We start from the raw sequence: 17281 nt of genomic DNA, 5'->3' as shown, positions 1-17281 counted from the left end.
GGACACCACCCGCTTACATCCGCGAAATACTGCAGTTTTCTTTCTGCAAGGACTTACGCAAAACATTGCAGCGCTGTTACGTTTCTCCCGACTCCGGTCCGGTCGGTCGGGGGGTCCCGGTCACCCGGGCCCCACGCGCCCGGCCGGCCCGGCCGGTCACGGACAAGAGAGGCACCCGGAGTCGCTCACTCCTCGCGGGCCCGTCAGGGCCGACTCCCGGGTGCCTCTCCTGTGCGCCCGGACGCCGCGGCCGGGCCTCAGAGGCCGCGGACCGCGGCGGTGGAGCCCCGTACCACCAGCTCCGGCTGGAAGACGTACTCCGTACGCTGCACCGGGCTGCCGCCGATCTCCTCCAGCAGGGCGCTCACCGCGGCAGCCGCCATCGCCTGCACGGGCTGACGCACCGTCGTCAGCGGCGGGTCGGTGAACGCGATCAGCTGTGAGTCGTCGAAGCCCACCACCGACACGTCGCGCGGCACGTCGAGTCCGCGGCCCCGGGCCGCGCGCACCACGCCGAGCGCCATCTGGTCGCTGCCGCAGACGATGCCCGTGCACCCCTGGTCGAGCAGCGCACCAGCCGCGACCTGGCCGCCCTCGACGCCGAACAGCGCGGAGCAGACCAGGAGTTCGGCCTCGGTCCGGCCCAGACCGAGGAGGTTCACGGCGGCGTCGAGGAAACTCTCGCGTTTGCGGCGGGACGGCACGTAGCGCTGCGGTCCGATGGCCAGGCCAACCCTGCGGTGGCCGAGTTCGGCGAGGTGGCCGACGGCCATCCGTACGGCGGCGGAGTCGTCGGGCGAGACGAACGGTGCGTTGATCCGTTCGTTGTAGCCGTTGATCAGGACGAAGGGCACACCGCGCTCGGTGAGTGCGGCGTACCGGGCCGGGTCGGCCGACAGGTCGGCGTGCAGCCCGGAGAGGAAGACGATCCCGCCGACGCCCCGTTCGACGAGCTGCTCGACGAGTTCGTCCTCGGTGGCGCCGCCGGGTGTCTGGGTGCAGAGCACCGGGGTGTAGCCGTGCCCGGCCAGGGCCTGTTCGACGGACTGCGCGAACGCCGGGAAGATCGGGTTGGTGAGCTCGGGCGTCACCAGTCCGATCAGCCCGGCGCTGCGCTGCCGCAGCCGTACGGGGCGTTCGTAGCCCAGGATGTCCAGCGCCGCGAGCACCCGCTGACGCGTGGTGTCCGCGACGCCCGGTTTCCCGTTGAGCACCCGGCTGACGGTTGCCTCGCTGACCGCTGCCTGGCCGGCGATGTCCGAGAGCCTCGGCGCACCACCGGTCCCGGGGCCGGTCTTTCGGATCTTGCCGGGCTCGCGGGGGCTGACACGCGCATCTGCGGCGTTGTCGTCGGTCGCCGACGCTCCGCGTGCGCCTTGCAGCTGCACGCGCCAGCCCCCGCTCCCTGATCCGGCCTGATCCGAAAGACCGGCCCTGGGCAGGGGAACCGTCACACCGTCCACCACACCGTGGTGTCCGCGGGGAGCTCGATCTCGGCGCCGTCGGTGACGACCGGGGTACTGGACAGCAGAGCGGTGCCGCGCACGGGGATGCGGACCGGACGGCCCGTCGTGTTGACGGTGCAGACGAAGCCGGGGCGGGCGAAGACCAGCAGACCCTCGGGGGCCTGGAGCCACTCCACCGCGGTCCCGGCGCCGAGCCCCGGGTGCACCCGCCGGGTGGCGATCGCGGCCCGGTACAGCTCCAGCGTGGAGTCGGCGTCGCCGGTCTGCGCCTCGACGCTCAGAGCGCCCCAGCTGTCGGGCTGCGGCAGCCAGCTGCCACCGCTGCCGAAGCCGTACGAGCTGCCCTCGCGGGTCCACGGGATCGGCACCCGGCAGCCGTCGCGGAAGCCGTCCTGGCCCTCGGCGCGGAAGAAGGACGGGTCCTGGCGGGCCTCGTCGGGCAGGTCGGTGACGTCGGGCAGGCCGAGCTCCTCGCCCTGGTAGACGTACGCGGAACCGGGCAGCGCCAGCATCAGCAGGGTGGCGGCGCGGGCGCGGCGCAGGCCCAGCTCGCGGTCTCCGGCCGTACGGATCTGGGTACCGAGGCCGGGCGGGTTGGCGAACCGGGTGGCGTGCCGCGTGACGTCGTGGTTGGAGAGCACCCAGGTGGTGGGGGCGCCGACCGGGCGCATCGCGTCCAGCGAGGTGTCGATGACCTTGCGGAGCTCGGCGGCGTCCCAGGCGGTGGAGAGGTACTGGAAGTTGAACGCCTGGTGCATCTCGTCGTGGCGCACGTAGTTGGCGGTGCGCTCGACGGTGGGGGTCCAGGCCTCGGCGACGAGAATCCGCCCGCCCGTCTCCCACCACCGCCCTTCTGACGAAGCCCCTTCGGGCCCCTCTTTTACGGGGTACTCGTCGAGGATGGTGCGCCAGGAGCGGTAGATCTCGTGGACCCCGTCCTGGTCGAAGAACGGCATGATGTCGTTGCCGAGCAGCTTGAGCTGGTCGTGGGTGCCGAGGTCGGGCAGGCCCTCGGCCTTGACGAGGCCGTGGGCGACGTCGACGCGGAAGCCGTCCACGCCCATGTCGAGCCAGAACCGCAGGATGGAGCGGAACTCGTCGGCGACGGCCGGGTGTTCCCAGTTGAAGTCGGGCTGCTCGGGCGCGAAGAGGTGGAGGTACCAGTCGCCCGGGGTGCCGTCCGGGTCGGTGGTCCGTGTCCAGGCGGGGCCGCCGAAGATGGACTCCCAGTCGTTGGGCGGGAGTTCACCGTGCGCGCCCTTGCCGGGGCGGAAGTGGTAGCGCTCGCGCAGTGCGGAGCCGGGGCCCTCGGCGAGGGCGCGCTTGAACCACTCGTGCTGGTCGGAGGAGTGGTTGGGCACCAGGTCGACGATGATCCGCAGGCCCAGGTCGTGGGCGTCCCGGATCAGCCCGTCGGCATCCAGCAGCGTGCCGAACATCGGGTCGATGGCGCGGTAGTCGGAGACGTCGTACCCCGCATCCGCCTGCGGCGACGCGTAGAACGGGCTGAGCCAGACCGCATCGACGCCGAGGTCCTTGAGGTACGGGAGTCTGCCGCGTACGCCTGCGAGATCGCCCATGCCGTCGCCGTCGCCGTCGGCGAAGCTCCGCGGATAGACCTGGTAGATCACCGCGTCCTGCCACCAGCCGGTGCGGTGGCCCGGAGCGTCGTCGGACGTGCCGGTGGAGGGGGCAGCGAGGTGCTGGGTCATGTCGTCCCTGGGGTGTCTGGGGTGGGGAGCGTCGCCGGACCGGGTCGGGATACCGGCGACGCCGTGACTTGGTGCGTGCGGGGCGTACGGGGCGGGCCGCGTCAGCCCTTGACGGCTCCGGCGGACATGCCGGTGACCAGGTGGCGCTGGGCGAAGAGGAAGACCAGGGCCGCGGGTATCGCGATCAGCACGGACGCGGCGGTCATCGCTCCCCACTGGGCTCCGTACTGGTTGACGAAGAGCTGCAGTCCGCCCGCGAGGGTGAGGTTGTCCTCGCCGACCATGAAAGCGGAGGCGTACGCCACTTCGCCCCACGCGGTGATGAAGGAGTAGAACGCGGTGACGGCGAGCCCGGGCTTGGCGAGCGGCAGGATGAGCCGCCAGAACGTGCCGAACGGGGTGAGGCCGTCGACCTGGCCCGACTCGTCGATCTCGCGCGGGATGGTGTCGAAGAAGCCCTTCATCATCCAGGCGCAGAACGGCACCGAGATGGTGAGGTAGGTGATGACGAGGCCGGCGGGCTGATTCAGCAGCCCCATGCCGGCCATGATGTTGTAGATCGGCACGATAAGGACGGCGACCGGGAACATCTGGGTGACCAGCAGCGTCCACATCAGCCCGCGCTTGCCGGGGAAGCGGAAGCGGCTGACGGCGTAGCCGGTGGAGGCGGAGATGATGACGCCGAGCAGTGTGGTGAGCCCCGCGATGAGCAGGGAGTTGCCGAACCAGGTCAGGAACTTCGTGTTCTGGATCAGGTTCGTGTAGTTCTGAGTCGTCGTCTCTTTGAAGAAGTCCGTGGTCGTCGCGTACGCGGCGGGCTTCAGCGAGGTGAGCAGGACCCACAGCACGGGGAAGACGGCGATCACGGACGCGACGATGAGTGTGAGATGCAGCCCGACGGAGGCGATCGGCGAACGCTCGCCGCGCCGCCGGACCTTGCGCACGGAGTGCCGTGCGGGGGTCGCCGGGGCGGTGGTTGCGGGGGCGGTGGTTGCGGGGGCGGTGGTCACCAGTCGTCTCCCTGGGTGCGCAGGACTCGCCGGTAGACGGCGGCGAAGATCAGCAGGAGTACGAGGATCAGTACGCCCCAGGTGGAGGACTGCGCGAAGTCGCGCGGGCTGATCTCGAAGGAGAACTTGTACGCCTGGGTGACCAGGATCTGGGTGGCCTCACCGGGTCCGCCGCGGGTCAGCAGGTAGATCACCGGGAACATGTTGAAGGTCCAGATGGTGGAGAGCAGGATCACCGTGGTGGAGACCGGCCGCAGTCCGGGCAGCGTGATGTGGCGGAACCGCTGCCAGGCGGTGGCGCCGTCCATCTCCGCGGCCTCGTACTGCTCGCTGGGGATCGACTGCAGTCCGCCGAGCAGGGCGACCATCATGAACGGCACGCCGAGCCAGACGTTGACGGTGATGACGGCGAACTTCGCCCAGGTGGGGTCGTTCAGCCAGGGTATGGCGTCGATTCCGCCGCCGGAGAGGATCTTGTTGAGCAGCCCGCGGTCCTTGTTGTAGAGGAAGCGCCAGGCGAAGACGGAGACGAAACCGGGGATGGCCCAGGGCAGGATGAGTGCCATCCGGTACGCGGAGCGTCCCGCGATACGGCGGTTGAGGATGTTGGCGAGGGCCATGCCGAGGGAGAAGGTGATGGCCACGCAGGAGACCGTCCACACCAGGGTCCAGCCGAGCGTGCCGAGGAACTGGTCGCCCGTGATCGCCTCGGTGTAGTTGTCCAGGCCCACGAACTTGTACGTGGCGGGCATGTGGTTGACACCGATGGACCGGGCGACGTTGCGCTCGTTGGCGTCGGTCATCGACAGGTAGATGCCGCGGACCAGCGGATAGCCGATGATCACGCCGATCACGACGACGACCGGGGCGACCATGGTCCACGCGTACCAGTGGGTCGACAGGGCCCGCCGGAGCCTGCTCGGCGGCGGGGGGTTGCCAGTACCGCGGCTCCGGCCGCGGGCGACGTCGTCACCCGCGGCCTTCGCCACCGACTGGCTGGTGTGGACAGCCATCAGCCGGCCTGCCTTCCTGTTACTTCCAGCCCTTGAGGAGCTTGCGGTAGGAGTCGCCGGTCGTCTTGACGGCCTTCTCCGGCGTGGTCTGGCCGGTGAGGACCTTGGTGTACTCGGTGACGAGCGGCGCGAAGAGGCTGCCGGTCTCCGGGATCCAGGGGCGCTCGACGGCGGTCTCGACGACGGGCTTGAAGAAGCCGACGATCTCGTTGTCGGCGACGTCCTGCTTGGCGTAGGCGGAGGTACGGGTCGGCAGGAGGCTCAGCTCCTTGGTGACCTTGGCCTGGGTGTCCGCGGACGTCATGTAGTCGACGAACGCGTAGGAGGCGTCGAGGTTCTTGGAGCCCGCGTAGACGGCCAGGTTGTGACCGCCCTGCGGGGCGCCCTGCGCGGCGGAGCCGGCCGGGACCGGGGCGATGCCCAGGTTGGCCTTGTCCTTGAACTCCTGGCCGGCGTAGGTGTCGGCGACGGCCCACGGGCCGTTGATGATCATGGCGACCTTGCCGTCCTTGAAGGACGTCTGCATGTTCTCCCAGCCGTCCGTGGCATCGGTCTTGGCCGCACCGGAGTCGACGAGGTCCTTGACGACCTTCATCGCCTTGACGCCCTCGGGGTTGTCGATGGTGACGGACTTGGTGGAGGCGTCGACCATGTCGCCGCCCTCGCCGTAGAGGAAGGAGAGGAACCAGTACGCGTCGTCGCCGCGCAGGTACATGCCGGTCTTGCCGGTCTTGTCCTTGATCTTCTTGGAGACGGACTTCAGCTCGTCGACGGTCTTGGGGACCTCGACGCCGGCCTCCTTGAAGATCTTCTTGTTGTAGAAGATGCCCATGGAGTCGATGACCTGCGGCACCGCGTACGTCTTGCCGTTGTACTTGGTGGACGCGGCGGCCTGCTTCAGGAAGTCGCCCGGGTTCTTCAGCGCGGAGGTGCCGTCGAGCGGGGCCAGGTAGCCGAGGTCCGCGAACTCGGGTGTCCAGGCGACCTCGGAGCGGATGACGTCGGGTGCGTCGGAGCCGGACTGGGCGGCGTTCTTGAACTTGTTCTGCGCGTCACCGAAGGGCACGTTGACGTACTTGATGTGGACCTTCGGGTGCTGCTTGGTGAAGTCCTCGGCGATCTTCTTGAAGACCTTGTCCTCGCTGCCCACGGTGGAGGTGTCCCACCACGTCACGGTCCCGGAGAGCTCGCCCGAGCCCTTGCTGGTGCCGTCGGACTTGTCCTCACTGCCGCAGGCGGTCGCCGCGAGCGCCAGGGCCGCGACCAGGGCGGTGGCCGTTATGCCACGTCGCATCTGTGAACTCCTTCAACTGCCGTACCGCTCCGTCGCGGCGCCGGGTCGACGTGAACGTAACAAGGATGCAAGAAGGCCGAAAGACCTTGCGGAACATTTCTGCAAGCTTCGGCGATCGTTACATTCGCGTGTCCTCAAGGTTGCCGTCAAGCCTCTTGACGAGACAGCCCCACCCCTGACAGGAGAAGGCGCAGGCGCCCGATTCCGCAGTGCGACGATCCGACTGCGGGCAGCATGACACCTTCGCAAGTCCTTGCAAGATGTTGCGACAGCCCTGTCGGCGACGATGCTCCGGGACGAGGCCGCTCACCGGCGCACGCGGTTGCCGCGCGTAGCCCTACAGGTCCGGTCGCCCGATTCCTGCGCATGGTGGGCAATCCGACATACGCCCGGTACAGTCCACTTCCATGACCGCACGGCTTGCCGATATCGCAACTCAGGCGGGGGTCAGCGAAGCTACGGTCAGCCGTGTACTGAACGGCAAACCCGGTGTTGCTGCAGCCACCCGCGAATCCGTACTCGCCGCGCTCGACGTCCTCGGCTACGAACGGCCGGTACGGCTGCGCAGGCGCAGCGCGGGGCTGGTCGGGCTGATCACGCCCGAGCTGGAGAACCCCATCTTCCCGGCGCTGGCCCAGGTGATCGGCCAGGCGCTGACCCGGCAGGGCTACACCCCGGTGCTGGCCACACAGACGCCCGGCGGTTCCACCGAGGACGAGCTCACCGAGATGCTCGTCGACCGTGGCGTCTCCGGCATCATCTTCGTCTCGGGCCTGCACGCCGATACCTCGGCCGACATGCAGCGGTACGAGCAACTGCGCGCCCAGGGCGTCCCTTTCGTCCTGGTCAACGGATTCTCGCCGAAAGTCCAGGCACCCTTCATCTCGCCCGACGACCGGGCGGCGATGCGGCTCGCGGTGACGCATCTGGTGTCGCTCGGCCATCAGCGGATCGGCCTTGCGGTCGGGCCCAAGCGTTTCGTTCCCGTACTCCGGAAGATCGAGGGCTTCCGCGCCACCGTGCAGGAGCAGTTGAACCTCACCTCGGAGGAGGTGGAGGAACTGATCCAGCACTCGCTGTACACGCTGGAGGGCGGCCAGGCGGCCGCCTCCGCACTGATAGAGCGCGGGTGCACGGCGGTGGTGTGCGCGAGCGACATGATGGCGCTCGGAGCGATCCGGGCCGCGCGCAGGCTGTCGATGGACGTGCCGCGCGACCTGTCGGTCGTCGGCTACGACGATTCGCCGCTCATAGCGTTCACCGATCCGCCGCTGACGACGATCCGGCAGCCGGTCACGGCGATGGGTCAGGCCGCGGTCCGCACCCTGCTCGAGGAGATCGGTGGCACACCGGCTCCGCACAGCGAGTTCGTCTTCATGCCGGAACTGGTCGTACGTGGTTCAACTGCCGCGGGCCCCGGCCCGGATCCGTCCTCCGCTTCAGGAATGGCCCCAGGGTCGCACGCCCGCCCGTAGGGTGCATCATGTGCAGCCGGAACCCCACCGGAGGATGATCAGACAGGGGGACGCATCTGACAGAATCGATGCCTATGGGTGAATTGAGCGTGACGTCACAGGAAGGCCGAACGGCGGCCCCCCCGTCACCCATCGTGGACGAGGCGGCCCTCGAGGCGAAGCGGAACGACAGGCCGGCGAGACTGCGCTCGCTGCGGTCCCCCCGTAGGCCGCGTATCTGGTTCGAAGTCCTGCTGATCGCGGTCAGTTACTGGCTTTACTCGCTGGTGCGCAACGCTGTCCCCGAGCAGAAGGCCGCGGCCCTGGCGAATGCCGACTGGCTCTGGTCGGTGGAGAGGTTCCTGGGCATCGCCGTCGAACAGACGGTCAACCACGCGGTGAATTCCGTGACATGGCTGATCATCTCGATGAACTACTACTACGCGACACTGCACTTCATCGTCACCGTCGGTGTGCTGGTGTGGCTGTTCCGTTTCCATCCCGGCCGTTACGCGGCAGCGCGTCTGACGCTGTTCGCAACGACCGGTGTCGCGCTGCTCGGTTACTACCTGTATCCGCTCGCGCCGCCGCGTCTGATGAACGGCGGGCACTTCATCGACACCGTGCTGGTGCACCACACCTGGGGTTCGATGGCCTCGGGCAACTTCAAGAACATGTCGAACCAGTACGCGGCGATGCCGTCCATGCACATCGGCTGGTCGCTGTGGTGCGGGCTGACCGTCTTCGCGCTGGCGTCTGCGCCCTGGGCGCGGATCCTGGGCCTCCTCTACCCGCCGGTCACCCTGGTCGTGATCGTGTCGACGGCCAACCATTTCTGGCTCGACGCGATGGGCGGGATGGCCTGCCTGACGTTCGGTTTCGCGGTGTCCTACGCGTGGTACGGGGCGCTGCCGCACCACCTCCCGAAGCGGGTGCAGGTGCCGCGCGAGCGGGCACGCCTGGCAGGGCTGAGCGCGGGGACGCCGATCCGGGCGGGCCACCCGGCCACGGAGGCACCGGTGCGCCGGTGAACGCCTGGTCTCCCTCGCAGGACGGGCTCGAATGTGCCGGCCGGGCCGGCCGTACGAGCCCGTCCGGCTCGTGAGGACGCCTTTCCGCCCCGTCCCCTCACGCCCCGTAGAACCGCTCCTCCACCACCGCGCGCGCCCGCCGCGTGATCCGCCGGTAGTCGTCCAGCATGTCCCCCACGCGCCCCGGCCCGTACCCCAGGTACCGCCCCACGGCCGTCAGCTCCCGCGGCCCCGAAGGGAACGTGTCCGCCGGGCGTCCACGCACCAGCATCACCGCGTTGCGGACCCGGGTCGCCAGTACCCATGCCTCGTCCAGCGTCTGTGCGTCCTCGCCGGAGATCAGTTCCGCCGCGCACGCCGCGGCCAGCGCTTCGCGCGTGCGGGTCGTGCGCAGCCCCGGTTCCGCCCAACCGTGCTGCATCTGCAACAGCTGGACCGTCCACTCGACGTCGCTCAGCCCGCCCCTCCCCAGCTTCGTGTGGAGCGTCGGGTCGGCGCCGCGCGGCATCCGTTCGGACTCCATCCGGGCCTTGAGGCGACGGATCTCGCGGACCGCGTCCTCCCCCAGCCCCTCCATCGGATAGCGCAGGGGATCGATCAGTTCGATGAAGTCGCGGCCGAGCTCCGCGTCACCCGCCATGGGTTCGGCGCGCAGCAGGGCCTGGCTCTCCCAGACCAGCGACCAGCGCCGGTAGTACGCGTCGTACGACTTCAAGGTGCGCACCAGCGGTCCGCTCTTGCCCTCCGGCCGCAGATCCGCGTCGATGATCAGTGGCGGGTCGGCGGTGGGCAGTTGCAGCAGTCTGCGCATCTCGGCGACGACGGTGTTGGCGGCCCGGGTCGCCTCCTGCTCGTCGACGCCCTCGCGCGGTGTGTGCACGAACAGGACGTCGGCGTCGGAGCCGTAACCGAGTTCATGACCGCCGAAGCGGCCCATGCCGATGACGGCGAACCGGGTGGGTAGGGTGTCGCCCCACTGTTCGCGTACGGCGGCGCGCAGCGCGCCCGCGATGGTGACCGCGTTCAGGTCCGTGACCGCGTTGCCGACCCGGTCGACGAGTGCGCCGTGGTCGGGTTCCGCGGGGTTCTCCTCCGTGCCGTACGAGCCGATGAGGTCCGCCGCCGTCGTACGGAACAGTTCGCGCCGTCGCACACCGCGGACCACCGCGACCGCGGACTCGGCGTCCTCGGCCCGCCCCACCGCGGCCAGCACCTCCTGCTCCAGGTGATTCCGGCTGCGCGGCTTCAGCCCCTGCGGGTCGCCGAGGATCGCCACCGCCTCGGGCGCCCGCAGCAGCAGGTCGGGGGCGAACCGGCCGGCCGACAGGACGCGGGCGAGGTTCTCCGCCGCCGCGCCCTCGTCGCGCAGCAGCCGCAGGTACCAGGGGGTCTTGCCGAGCGCGTCGGACACCTTGCGGAAGCCGAGGAGCCCGGCGTCCGGGTCGGCGGAGTCCGCGAACCAGCCGAGCAGCACCGGCAGCAGGGTCCGCTGGATCGCTGCCTTGCGGGACACCCCGGACGACAGCGCCTCCAGGTGCCGGAGCGCGGCCGCCGGATCGGCGTATCCGAGGGCTTCGAGCCGGACCCCGGCGGCCTTCGCGCTGAGCCGGGTCTCGCCGGGTGCGAGCTGGGCGACGGCGTCCAGCAGCGGCCGGTAGAACAGTTTCTCGTGCAACCGCCGCACCACGGACGCGTGCCGCTTCCACGCCTGGTTGATCTCGGCGATGGGGTCCATACGCATCCCGAGGGAGCGCCCGAGCCGCCGCAGGTCCGACTCGTCCTCGGGCACGAGGTGGGTGCGGCGCAGCCGGTAGAGCTGGATGCGGTGCTCCATGGCGCGCAGGAAGCGGTACGCGTCGTCGAACTGCACCGCATCCACCCGGCCGACGTAGCCGCCCTCGGCGAGCGCCCGAAGGGCGTCCAGGGTCGAGCCGCTGTGCAGGGACGCATCGCTGCGGCCGTGCACGAGCTGCAGCAGCTGTACGGCGAACTCGACGTCCCGCAGCCCGCCGGGCCCGAGCTTGATCTCACGGTTGACACGGTCCGCGGGGATGTTGTCGACGACGCGGCGGCGCATCTTCTGTACGTCGCCGACGAAGTTCTCCCGGTCCGCTGCCTGCCAGACCATCGGCGAGACGGCCTCGACGTACTCCGCACCCAGTTCGGGGTCTCCGGCCACCGGCCGGGCCTTGAGCAGCGCCTGGAACTCCCAGGTCTTGGCCCAGCGCTGGTAGTACGCGAGATGTGAGGAGAGCGTCCGTACCAGCGGTCCGTTGCGGCCCTCGGGCCGGAGGTTGGCGTCGACCGGCCAGATGGTGCCCTCGACGGTCGTCTCGGAACAGATTCGCATCATGTGCGCGGCCAGCCGGGTGGCGGCCTGGACGGCCTTGCTCTCCTCCGAGCTGCCGACCGGTTCCGCCACGAAGATGACGTCGACGTCGGAGACGTAGTTCAGTTCGTGCCCGCCGCACTTGCCCATCGCGATGACCGCCAGCCGGCACAGGGCGGCGTCGGCGGGTGCGGCCGTCCGGGCGATGGCGAGCGCGGCCCGCAGGGTCGCGGTCGCCAGGTCGGCGAGTTCGGCGGCGGTCTCGGCGACGTCCGTCGTACCGCACACGTCCCGGGCCGCTATGGCCAGCAGGCACCGGCGGTAGGCGATGCGCAGCGTGTCCGGGTCGTGGGCGTCCCCGAGCTCGTGCTCGAATTCGGCGACCCCGGGGTGCAGGTCCGTCGCCTCGTACATGACGAGCGCCTGCCAGTGGCGGGGGCGCCGGGCCAGATGGTCACCGAGCGCCTCGGACGCCCCGAGCACCCCGAGCAGCCGGTCCCGCAGCGGCTTGGCGGAGACGAGCGTGTCCAGCAGCATCTGCCGCTCGTCGGCGTCCTCCGCCTCCACCAGCCGGACGAGTCCGCGCAGCGCCAGATCGGGGTCGGCGGTCGCCCCGAGGGCGTCGAGCAGCACCGGATCGGTGCGTACGGACGCCAGGGCGGGCAGGTCGAGCAGCCGCTCGGCGGCGGCGGGATCGGTGAAACCGTGCCGCAGCAGTCGGGTGAACGTACTGCTTCTGCGCCCCGGCACCGTCGTCATTCCATGCTCTCCTGCTCGCCGCCCGTTCCGTCCCAGCATTCCGAGCCTAGCCCTGTGCCGATGAATGCGTAGCGGGTGCGCGGTCCGTACTTCGCAGGCACGATCGCTTGCAGGACCTGTATCAGGAGGGCGCGACCATGTCCGGACCCGAACCCGTCGCCGAGCTGCAGCACGAGTACAGCGACAAGGGGGCAACCGCCCGCCCGTGGTCGGAAGCCGTGGGTGTGCTGACGCGGGCAGGGGTGTTCTGGCTGTCCACGGTCCGCCCGGGCGGTCGCCCGCATGTCACTCCGCTGATCGGGCTCTGGACGGACGGCGCGCTGCACTTCTGCACGGGCCCGACGGAGCGCAAGGCGCGGAACCTGGCGGAGAACCAGGAGGTCGTGCTGACGACCGGCACCAACACGCTGTCCCGGGGCTTGGACGTGGTGGTCGAGGGCCGGGCGGTCCCGGTGACGGACGAGCCCCGGCTGACCCGGCTGGCGGAGCTCTGGGAGGAGAAGTACGGCGCGGACTGGCACTTCGAGGTCCACGCGGGCGCGTTCGCGAACAGTGCGGGCGGCCGTGCCGAGGTCTTCGGGGTGACCCCGCGCAAGGCTTTCGGCTTCGGCAAGGGCGAGCCGTACAGCCAGACGCGCTGGCTCTTCGGCTGAGAGGTGTCCCGCGCGGCGTGCCGGTCCCGTACCACCGCCGTCCCCCGGTGATGCCTGCCGACGCGGACACGCACGGCGCCTGAGCGAGAACCGCTCAGGCGCCCCGGGACCGGCTACCTGCCGTTCCCGGCAACGGGCTTCGTGCCGATGACGACGGTCGCGTACAGCTCGTCGGAGGTGACCACCCGCGCAATCAGCCCGCTCCGGGCGACGGTCTCCTCGGCCCGCGCCGCCTGCCGTTCGCTCGTCTCGACCAGCAGATGCCCGCCCGGCGCCAGCCACCGAGGCGCTTCGGCAGTCACTCTGCGCAGCACGTCGAGCCCGTCGCCCCCACCGTCGAGCGCCACCCTCGGTTCATGGACCCGGGCCTCCGCGGGCAGGAGTTCGACGTCCTCGCTGGGTACGTACGGCACATTGGCCAGCAGAATCCCGACGCGGCCGCGCAGCGAGGCGGGCAGCGGTTCGAAGAGGTCGCCCTCGTACACCTCCCCCACGCCGGCGACATTGCGGCGCGCGCACCGCACCGCGGCGGGTTCGACATCGCTGGAGTGCAGCTCGACCACGTCCAGGGCGGCGGCGAGCGCGGCGCCCAGCGCACCGGAACCGCAGCACAGATCGACGACGACGGCGGGGCCGTCCGAGGGTCCGACGAGGCCGACGGCCTGGTCGACGAGGAATTCGGTACGGCGCCGGGGGACGAAGACACCGGGGTCCACGCTGATCCGTAGACCGCGGAACTCGGCCCAGCCGAGGACGTGTTCGAGGGGGAGCCCGGCTGTCCGCCGGTCGACCATGGCCGCGAGTTCGGCCGGGTCCACGGCTGTGGAGAGGATCAACTCCGCCTCGTCCTCGGCGAATACACAGCCGGCGGCGCGAAGTCTGGTGACGATGACGGAGTAAGGGAGCGGTGTCGAGGAAAGCGGCATGGAGCGGAGCCTTTCGGAATGCCGATGGGTGCTCCGCGGTCCGCCTATACCGGTCCGACCACGCAATCGCGAGAGGTGAGCACCCAGCCTGATACAGCGGTAATGGGTCTCACCTCCTCGGTCTGTCCCCGTGCTGGGGTCGGCAACACTACCTGAATCGAGTCCCGGTGCCCGCCACGGACCGGGCCGGGCGGTACGCGTGGATCCGACCACGTCCGTGACGTCGCCCACCGGACACACCTCGTCCAGAGTTCCGGAGTTCCGGGCCGAAGTTGCGCGCGCTCTCCACAGCCTTGCCCGATCCTCATGGCACGAGCCGCTCCGGGCCCAGAGCGAGCCGCAGCGGCGCAATGGCAGGATCCGGCCTCTCTTGCGATCCTGATCAGGTGGCACACCGCTCCTCTCTGAATGAACCGAACGCCCGTAAACCGCCCGATGCGGTCCGGACTGACTACACGGGCGCAATCTACGGCTCGCTCCTGGCTGCATCAGTGGTGGCCGGGGCCAGCACGCTCGGCCACCATCCGCGCTTCGAGCTCGTGGTACTCCTGCTTTGTACCGGTGGGGTGTTCTGGGCCGCGCACGTCTACGCCGATTTTGTCGGAGACCGATTGAGGCACCGGGCCACGACTTGGCGGGAGATCCGCCACGTCTGCGTTCGCGAGTGGCCGATCGTGCAGTCGGCCTTCCTGCCGGCCGCCGCTGTCGCGATCAGTCCGCTCCTGGGTCTGGGTCTCGAAGGGACGGCATGGCTCGCGCTGGGCGTCGCCGTGGCCCAGCAAGTCAGCTGGGCCAGTGCCGCTGTCATCCGGGCCGGCGCCTCTCGCGGTGCGGTGGCGTCCGTCGCTGTCGTCAACCTGGCGCTTGGGCTGATCATCGTGGCCGCCAAGGCCGCGCTCCAGCACTGAGTTCTTGAAAGCCGTCGAAACGGCTTCGGGCCGACGGTACGGAACCGTCGGCCCGAAGCCGCGTACGTTCGCTCGGACAGCGCCGACCTGTGGTTACAGCACCGGCAGCAGTGCCTTCAGCTCGAAGGCCGTGGCCTCGCTGCGGTACTCCTCCCACTCCTGCTTCTTGTTGCGGAGGAACTTGTACGCCCTCTGAGCCACCTCGAACGATGCGCCCGAGGTCCCCACTGAACTGCAGCTACAGGGGCGTCAATGGTCGTTGTTGGTCACCATGGGCTGACCTCCGACGGCCCACAGACGGCCCATCAGTTTCGTCACCGTCGGGAACTACACCCGCACGGTAAGATTTTCGCTACTTCGTCAAGCCCCGGCTCCGCTGCGGGCGCCGCTCCTGCCTTCGGCCCGCTCCGCCCGCCCTGCGCCGACGCGCGCCCACATGTGGGTAGGGCCAGGGGCCATGAGTCGATCACCACATAGAGCGGCCCACGGTCAAGGCAATGCCTCCGGCGGGGGATCGGCCGGCACCGGGATGGAGGGGGCGCCGTTCCCGCCCGCGGGTCCGTAGTGGCGTGCGCGGAGAGCTCCCATCCCGTCCCCCGTCGACCCAGGCAGAGCCGAGCAGACGCGGCCCATGGCGTCCAGGTCGTTCGTACAGTGGCGCGCTCCACCTGGACGCCATGAACCACGCCCGCTCCACGGTGTGTGGGTCGACGGCGGACGGGATGGGAGCTGGGGAGGGTGGTGGGTAAAGATCGTGGGGCAGGTGGCGCGACGAGGCTGACATCCGTCACTGACATCAACGTCGACGGACGAGGGCAGACAGTGACGGTCCTCTACGACTATGGTCACAGGCCAGTGACCTGCCTCACCTGCGTCTCTGCCGCCGTTATGAAAATGTGGAGTTACCGGATTGAGCTACCCCTACGAACTGGAAGACGAGACGCTTTGGGATGCGGGCTCCCAAAGCGGTCGGCTCTACTTCTCCCTTGCGCAGGGCGCAGCGGAGCACATCCAGATGCCGACCGGATTGACACACAACGACCGGCTAGGCGGCTGTGACATAGAGCTGCCGACGTTCCAGGCGTTCGTGGAAGGGCTGTACGACTCCTACTCTCGGACCAACAGCGCGGTGCTGCAGGGACTGTGGCGCGGCCTGCTGGTCACATCGCTCGTTCTCCTGGACATGGCGGGGTCTTCCATCACACTGAGCGCCGAACACGAGGATGCGCTTCGAAGCGGCATGGCCTCTTTCGGACGCTCCATGGGGGCTCCAAACTGGAGGCAGTACAGCAGCGCAGTACCGCAACCCCAGCAACCGCCCGCGTCCGGTAGCGTCCCTCCCGGGTCCCGTAGCGGCCGGTATGGCCGTCGTTGACCGATCCGGCTAGAGCTACGGATCAGAAGGTGTCCGTGCCCGATCCGTGCCCGACTGGGCGGGGAACCACGGTCAACCACGGGTGCCACGGCGAGCCCTATGAGCTGTCCCGTAACTGGTGGTCAGGTGAGGTGATCAAGCCGTGGCCCGGTGTGATCACGACGCCGCAGCCGTTCTGGCTGGATAGTCTTGTTCACCAACTTCGAGCCGTTCTACGGATGGCCCGCCTCACAAGGGCAGCCAACTGGGCAACCACACCGGCCTGCCGCCCGGTTCGCACATGCTGTCCGGGTGGCCGGGCGACGCGTACCACACTGCCAGCGTTGGCCAGAGCAGCACAGCCGTGGCGAGAACCGTGAAAACCAGCGGTAGCAACAGCCTTCGGCGACCGGTCGCCTTGCGCATCACAGCCCACAGCACGGTCGACACCGTCGCCATGCCGGTCGCCGTGACCACCAACGAGAAGAGCTGGTCGACACCGTCGGTGCCGATATCGCAGTTCGCCCAGGTACTGAACAGCAGCAGCGAGGTCAGATACCCGGACCCCAGAAAGACCACCCACCCGATCAACCAGGTGGCGGCGCTGTACTCGGCTTTCTTCTCCACGGGGGAAGGCCGTACCTCCTCTGTCTGCACGGGTTCGCCTTCCTTCGGGAGTGGTGTGTGGGAGGAGGCGTCCGCCAACGGTCGGTCCGCCCCGGCAGCGTGTGACGTTACAACGGGCGCTAATTACAAGTGAGATGATCTCGTAGGTGGAAGGCCACGGTCAGCGGTTAGCGGTCAGCGCAGTTATAGGAGCCGTCCGCCTCCCGCGCGATGGAATTGTGGCTCCAGCACTTCAGCATCGGTGCAAGCGTGTACGCCCGATAGCAGGCCGCGACGAGCAGTAGACCGCACACCAGGCCGACGAATGGCCGCACGCGCCGGGACGCCCACAACGTGGCTGCTAGCGCACCGAGGAGCGCGGTGACGCTGAGCGCCAGCGGAAACAGCGCGAGGCCGCTGAGGTTGTCCCGCCACCCCGCGAAAGCGTCTGGAGAGTCAACCTCCATCGTGGCCACGAAACTGAACAGGAGCAGCAGCCCGCCAAGCGGCACCAACCCCATGATCAGGCCCACGGCCACACAGCCTCTCGCGACGCCTCCGTGCTCCGGAGGTGCCGAGGTGCCAGCCATGTTCATACCTACCCTCCGATGCTCGCCGCAGTGACTCTCCCGGGACGCACAAAGAACGTCAACATCATCGGAGGCATGCAAGACGCGGCGGTAATGTTCACCAGGCCGGACAGGTAGGCCACCAGGAGCAGGAGCTACGGATCAGAAGTTCCCCGTGCCACAACCGCGCCAGATCG

Annotated in this window: 14 protein-coding genes and 1 pseudogene; 5 read left to right on the top strand and 10 right to left on the bottom strand. The window is 69.1% G+C overall.

Annotated features, from left to right (window positions below; translation table 11 throughout):
- Positions 1-257: 257 nt before the first annotated feature.
- From OH809_RS30500 to OH809_RS30480, 5 genes are all read right to left on the bottom strand, one after another.
- Complete coding sequence (locus OH809_RS30500) at positions 258-1304, bottom strand: LacI family DNA-binding transcriptional regulator (protein ID WP_406424894.1); 1047 nt, start codon at positions 1302-1304, stop codon at positions 258-260.
- A 146-nt stretch (positions 1305-1450) separates the two neighbouring features.
- Entirely contained in the window at positions 1451-3178 is a 1728-nt protein-coding gene (locus tag OH809_RS30495; protein WP_406418826.1) for an alpha-amylase family glycosyl hydrolase, read from the bottom strand.
- A gap of 101 nt (positions 3179-3279) precedes the next feature.
- Entirely contained in the window at positions 3280-4122 is an 843-nt protein-coding gene (locus tag OH809_RS30490; protein WP_406424896.1) for a sugar ABC transporter permease, read from the bottom strand.
- 62 nt (positions 4123-4184) lie between these two features.
- Positions 4185-5201 (bottom strand): carbohydrate ABC transporter permease, encoded by a 1017-nt coding sequence (locus tag OH809_RS30485; RefSeq protein WP_406418828.1) that lies wholly within the window; start codon positions 5199-5201, stop codon positions 4185-4187.
- A gap of 19 nt (positions 5202-5220) precedes the next feature.
- Positions 5221-6495 carry an extracellular solute-binding protein gene (locus OH809_RS30480; protein WP_406418830.1) on the bottom strand — a complete coding sequence of 425 codons (1275 nt, stop codon included), beginning with the start codon at positions 6493-6495 and terminating at the stop codon, positions 5221-5223.
- 407 nt (positions 6496-6902) lie between these two features.
- Between OH809_RS30480 and OH809_RS30475 the strand changes: the two genes are divergently transcribed.
- Positions 6903-7970, top strand: coding sequence for a LacI family DNA-binding transcriptional regulator (locus OH809_RS30475; protein WP_406418832.1), 1068 nt, complete (start codon positions 6903-6905; stop codon positions 7968-7970).
- Positions 7971-8059: 89 nt separating this feature from the next.
- Positions 8060-8980: a phosphatase PAP2 family protein gene (locus tag OH809_RS30470; RefSeq protein WP_406418834.1), complete on the top strand. Its 921-nt coding sequence runs from the start codon at positions 8060-8062 to the stop codon at positions 8978-8980.
- A 97-nt stretch (positions 8981-9077) separates the two neighbouring features.
- Here OH809_RS30470 and OH809_RS30465 read toward each other — a convergent pair whose 3' ends face one another.
- A complete protein-coding gene (locus OH809_RS30465) occupies positions 9078-12068 on the bottom strand; it encodes a bifunctional [glutamine synthetase] adenylyltransferase/[glutamine synthetase]-adenylyl-L-tyrosine phosphorylase (protein WP_406418836.1) in 2991 nt (996 codons plus the stop codon).
- A gap of 137 nt (positions 12069-12205) precedes the next feature.
- Here OH809_RS30465 and OH809_RS30460 point away from each other — a divergent pair, with 137 nt between their 5' ends.
- Entirely contained in the window at positions 12206-12721 is a 516-nt protein-coding gene (locus tag OH809_RS30460) for a pyridoxamine 5'-phosphate oxidase family protein (RefSeq protein WP_406418837.1), read from the top strand.
- 113 nt (positions 12722-12834) lie between these two features.
- Here the strand turns inward: OH809_RS30460 and OH809_RS30455 are convergent, their stop codons facing one another.
- The gene (locus OH809_RS30455; RefSeq protein ID WP_406418839.1) at positions 12835-13647 is read right to left on the bottom strand and encodes a putative protein N(5)-glutamine methyltransferase; all 813 of its coding nucleotides are present in this window, start codon (positions 13645-13647) and stop codon (positions 12835-12837) included.
- A 386-nt stretch (positions 13648-14033) separates the two neighbouring features.
- Here OH809_RS30455 and OH809_RS30450 point away from each other — a divergent pair, with 386 nt between their 5' ends.
- Positions 14034-14555: a hypothetical protein gene (locus OH809_RS30450; protein WP_406418841.1), complete on the top strand. Its 522-nt coding sequence runs from the start codon at positions 14034-14036 to the stop codon at positions 14553-14555.
- 93 nt (positions 14556-14648) lie between these two features.
- On the opposite strand, the pseudogene OH809_RS30445 reads toward OH809_RS30450, so the two are convergent.
- A pseudogene (locus OH809_RS30445) lies at positions 14649-14735 on the bottom strand (glutamine synthetase); the annotation flags it as partial.
- 730 nt (positions 14736-15465) lie between these two features.
- On the opposite strand from OH809_RS30445, the gene OH809_RS30440 reads away from it, so the two are divergent.
- Positions 15466-15930 carry a DUF6086 family protein gene (locus OH809_RS30440; RefSeq protein WP_406418843.1) on the top strand — a complete coding sequence of 155 codons (465 nt, stop codon included), beginning with the start codon at positions 15466-15468 and terminating at the stop codon, positions 15928-15930.
- Between the two features lie 228 nt (positions 15931-16158).
- Here OH809_RS30440 and OH809_RS30435 read toward each other — a convergent pair whose 3' ends face one another.
- Both OH809_RS30435 and OH809_RS30430 read right to left on the bottom strand, forming a co-directional pair.
- The gene (locus OH809_RS30435; protein WP_356003331.1) at positions 16159-16566 is read right to left on the bottom strand and encodes a hypothetical protein; all 408 of its coding nucleotides are present in this window, start codon (positions 16564-16566) and stop codon (positions 16159-16161) included.
- Positions 16567-16703: 137 nt separating this feature from the next.
- Complete coding sequence (locus tag OH809_RS30430; RefSeq protein ID WP_406418845.1) at positions 16704-17048, bottom strand: hypothetical protein; 345 nt, start codon at positions 17046-17048, stop codon at positions 16704-16706.
- Between the last annotated feature and the right edge of the window lie 233 nt (positions 17049-17281).

This window comes from Streptomyces sp. NBC_00873 (genome assembly GCF_045207415.1).
Taxonomy (GTDB): domain Bacteria; phylum Actinomycetota; class Actinomycetes; order Streptomycetales; family Streptomycetaceae; genus Streptomyces.
This window is presented reverse-complemented; position numbering and strand designations above follow the sequence as displayed.

Coding starts and splice junctions, on each gene's coding strand:
- OH809_RS30460 (WP_406418837.1), top strand. CDS start 12,206: ATGTCCGGACCCGAACCCGTCGCCGAGCTGCAGCACGAGTACAGCGAC.
- OH809_RS30475 (WP_406418832.1), top strand. CDS start 6,903: ATGACCGCACGGCTTGCCGATATCGCAACTCAGGCGGGGGTCAGCGAA.
- OH809_RS30485 (WP_406418828.1), bottom strand. CDS start 5,201: ATGGCTGTCCACACCAGCCAGTCGGTGGCGAAGGCCGCGGGTGACGAC.
- OH809_RS30455 (WP_406418839.1), bottom strand. CDS start 13,647: ATGCCGCTTTCCTCGACACCGCTCCCTTACTCCGTCATCGTCACCAGA.
- OH809_RS30495 (WP_406418826.1), bottom strand. CDS start 3,178: ATGACCCAGCACCTCGCTGCCCCCTCCACCGGCACGTCCGACGACGCT.
- OH809_RS30465 (WP_406418836.1), bottom strand. CDS start 12,068: ATGACGACGGTGCCGGGGCGCAGAAGCAGTACGTTCACCCGACTGCTG.
- OH809_RS30480 (WP_406418830.1), bottom strand. CDS start 6,495: ATGCGACGTGGCATAACGGCCACCGCCCTGGTCGCGGCCCTGGCGCTC.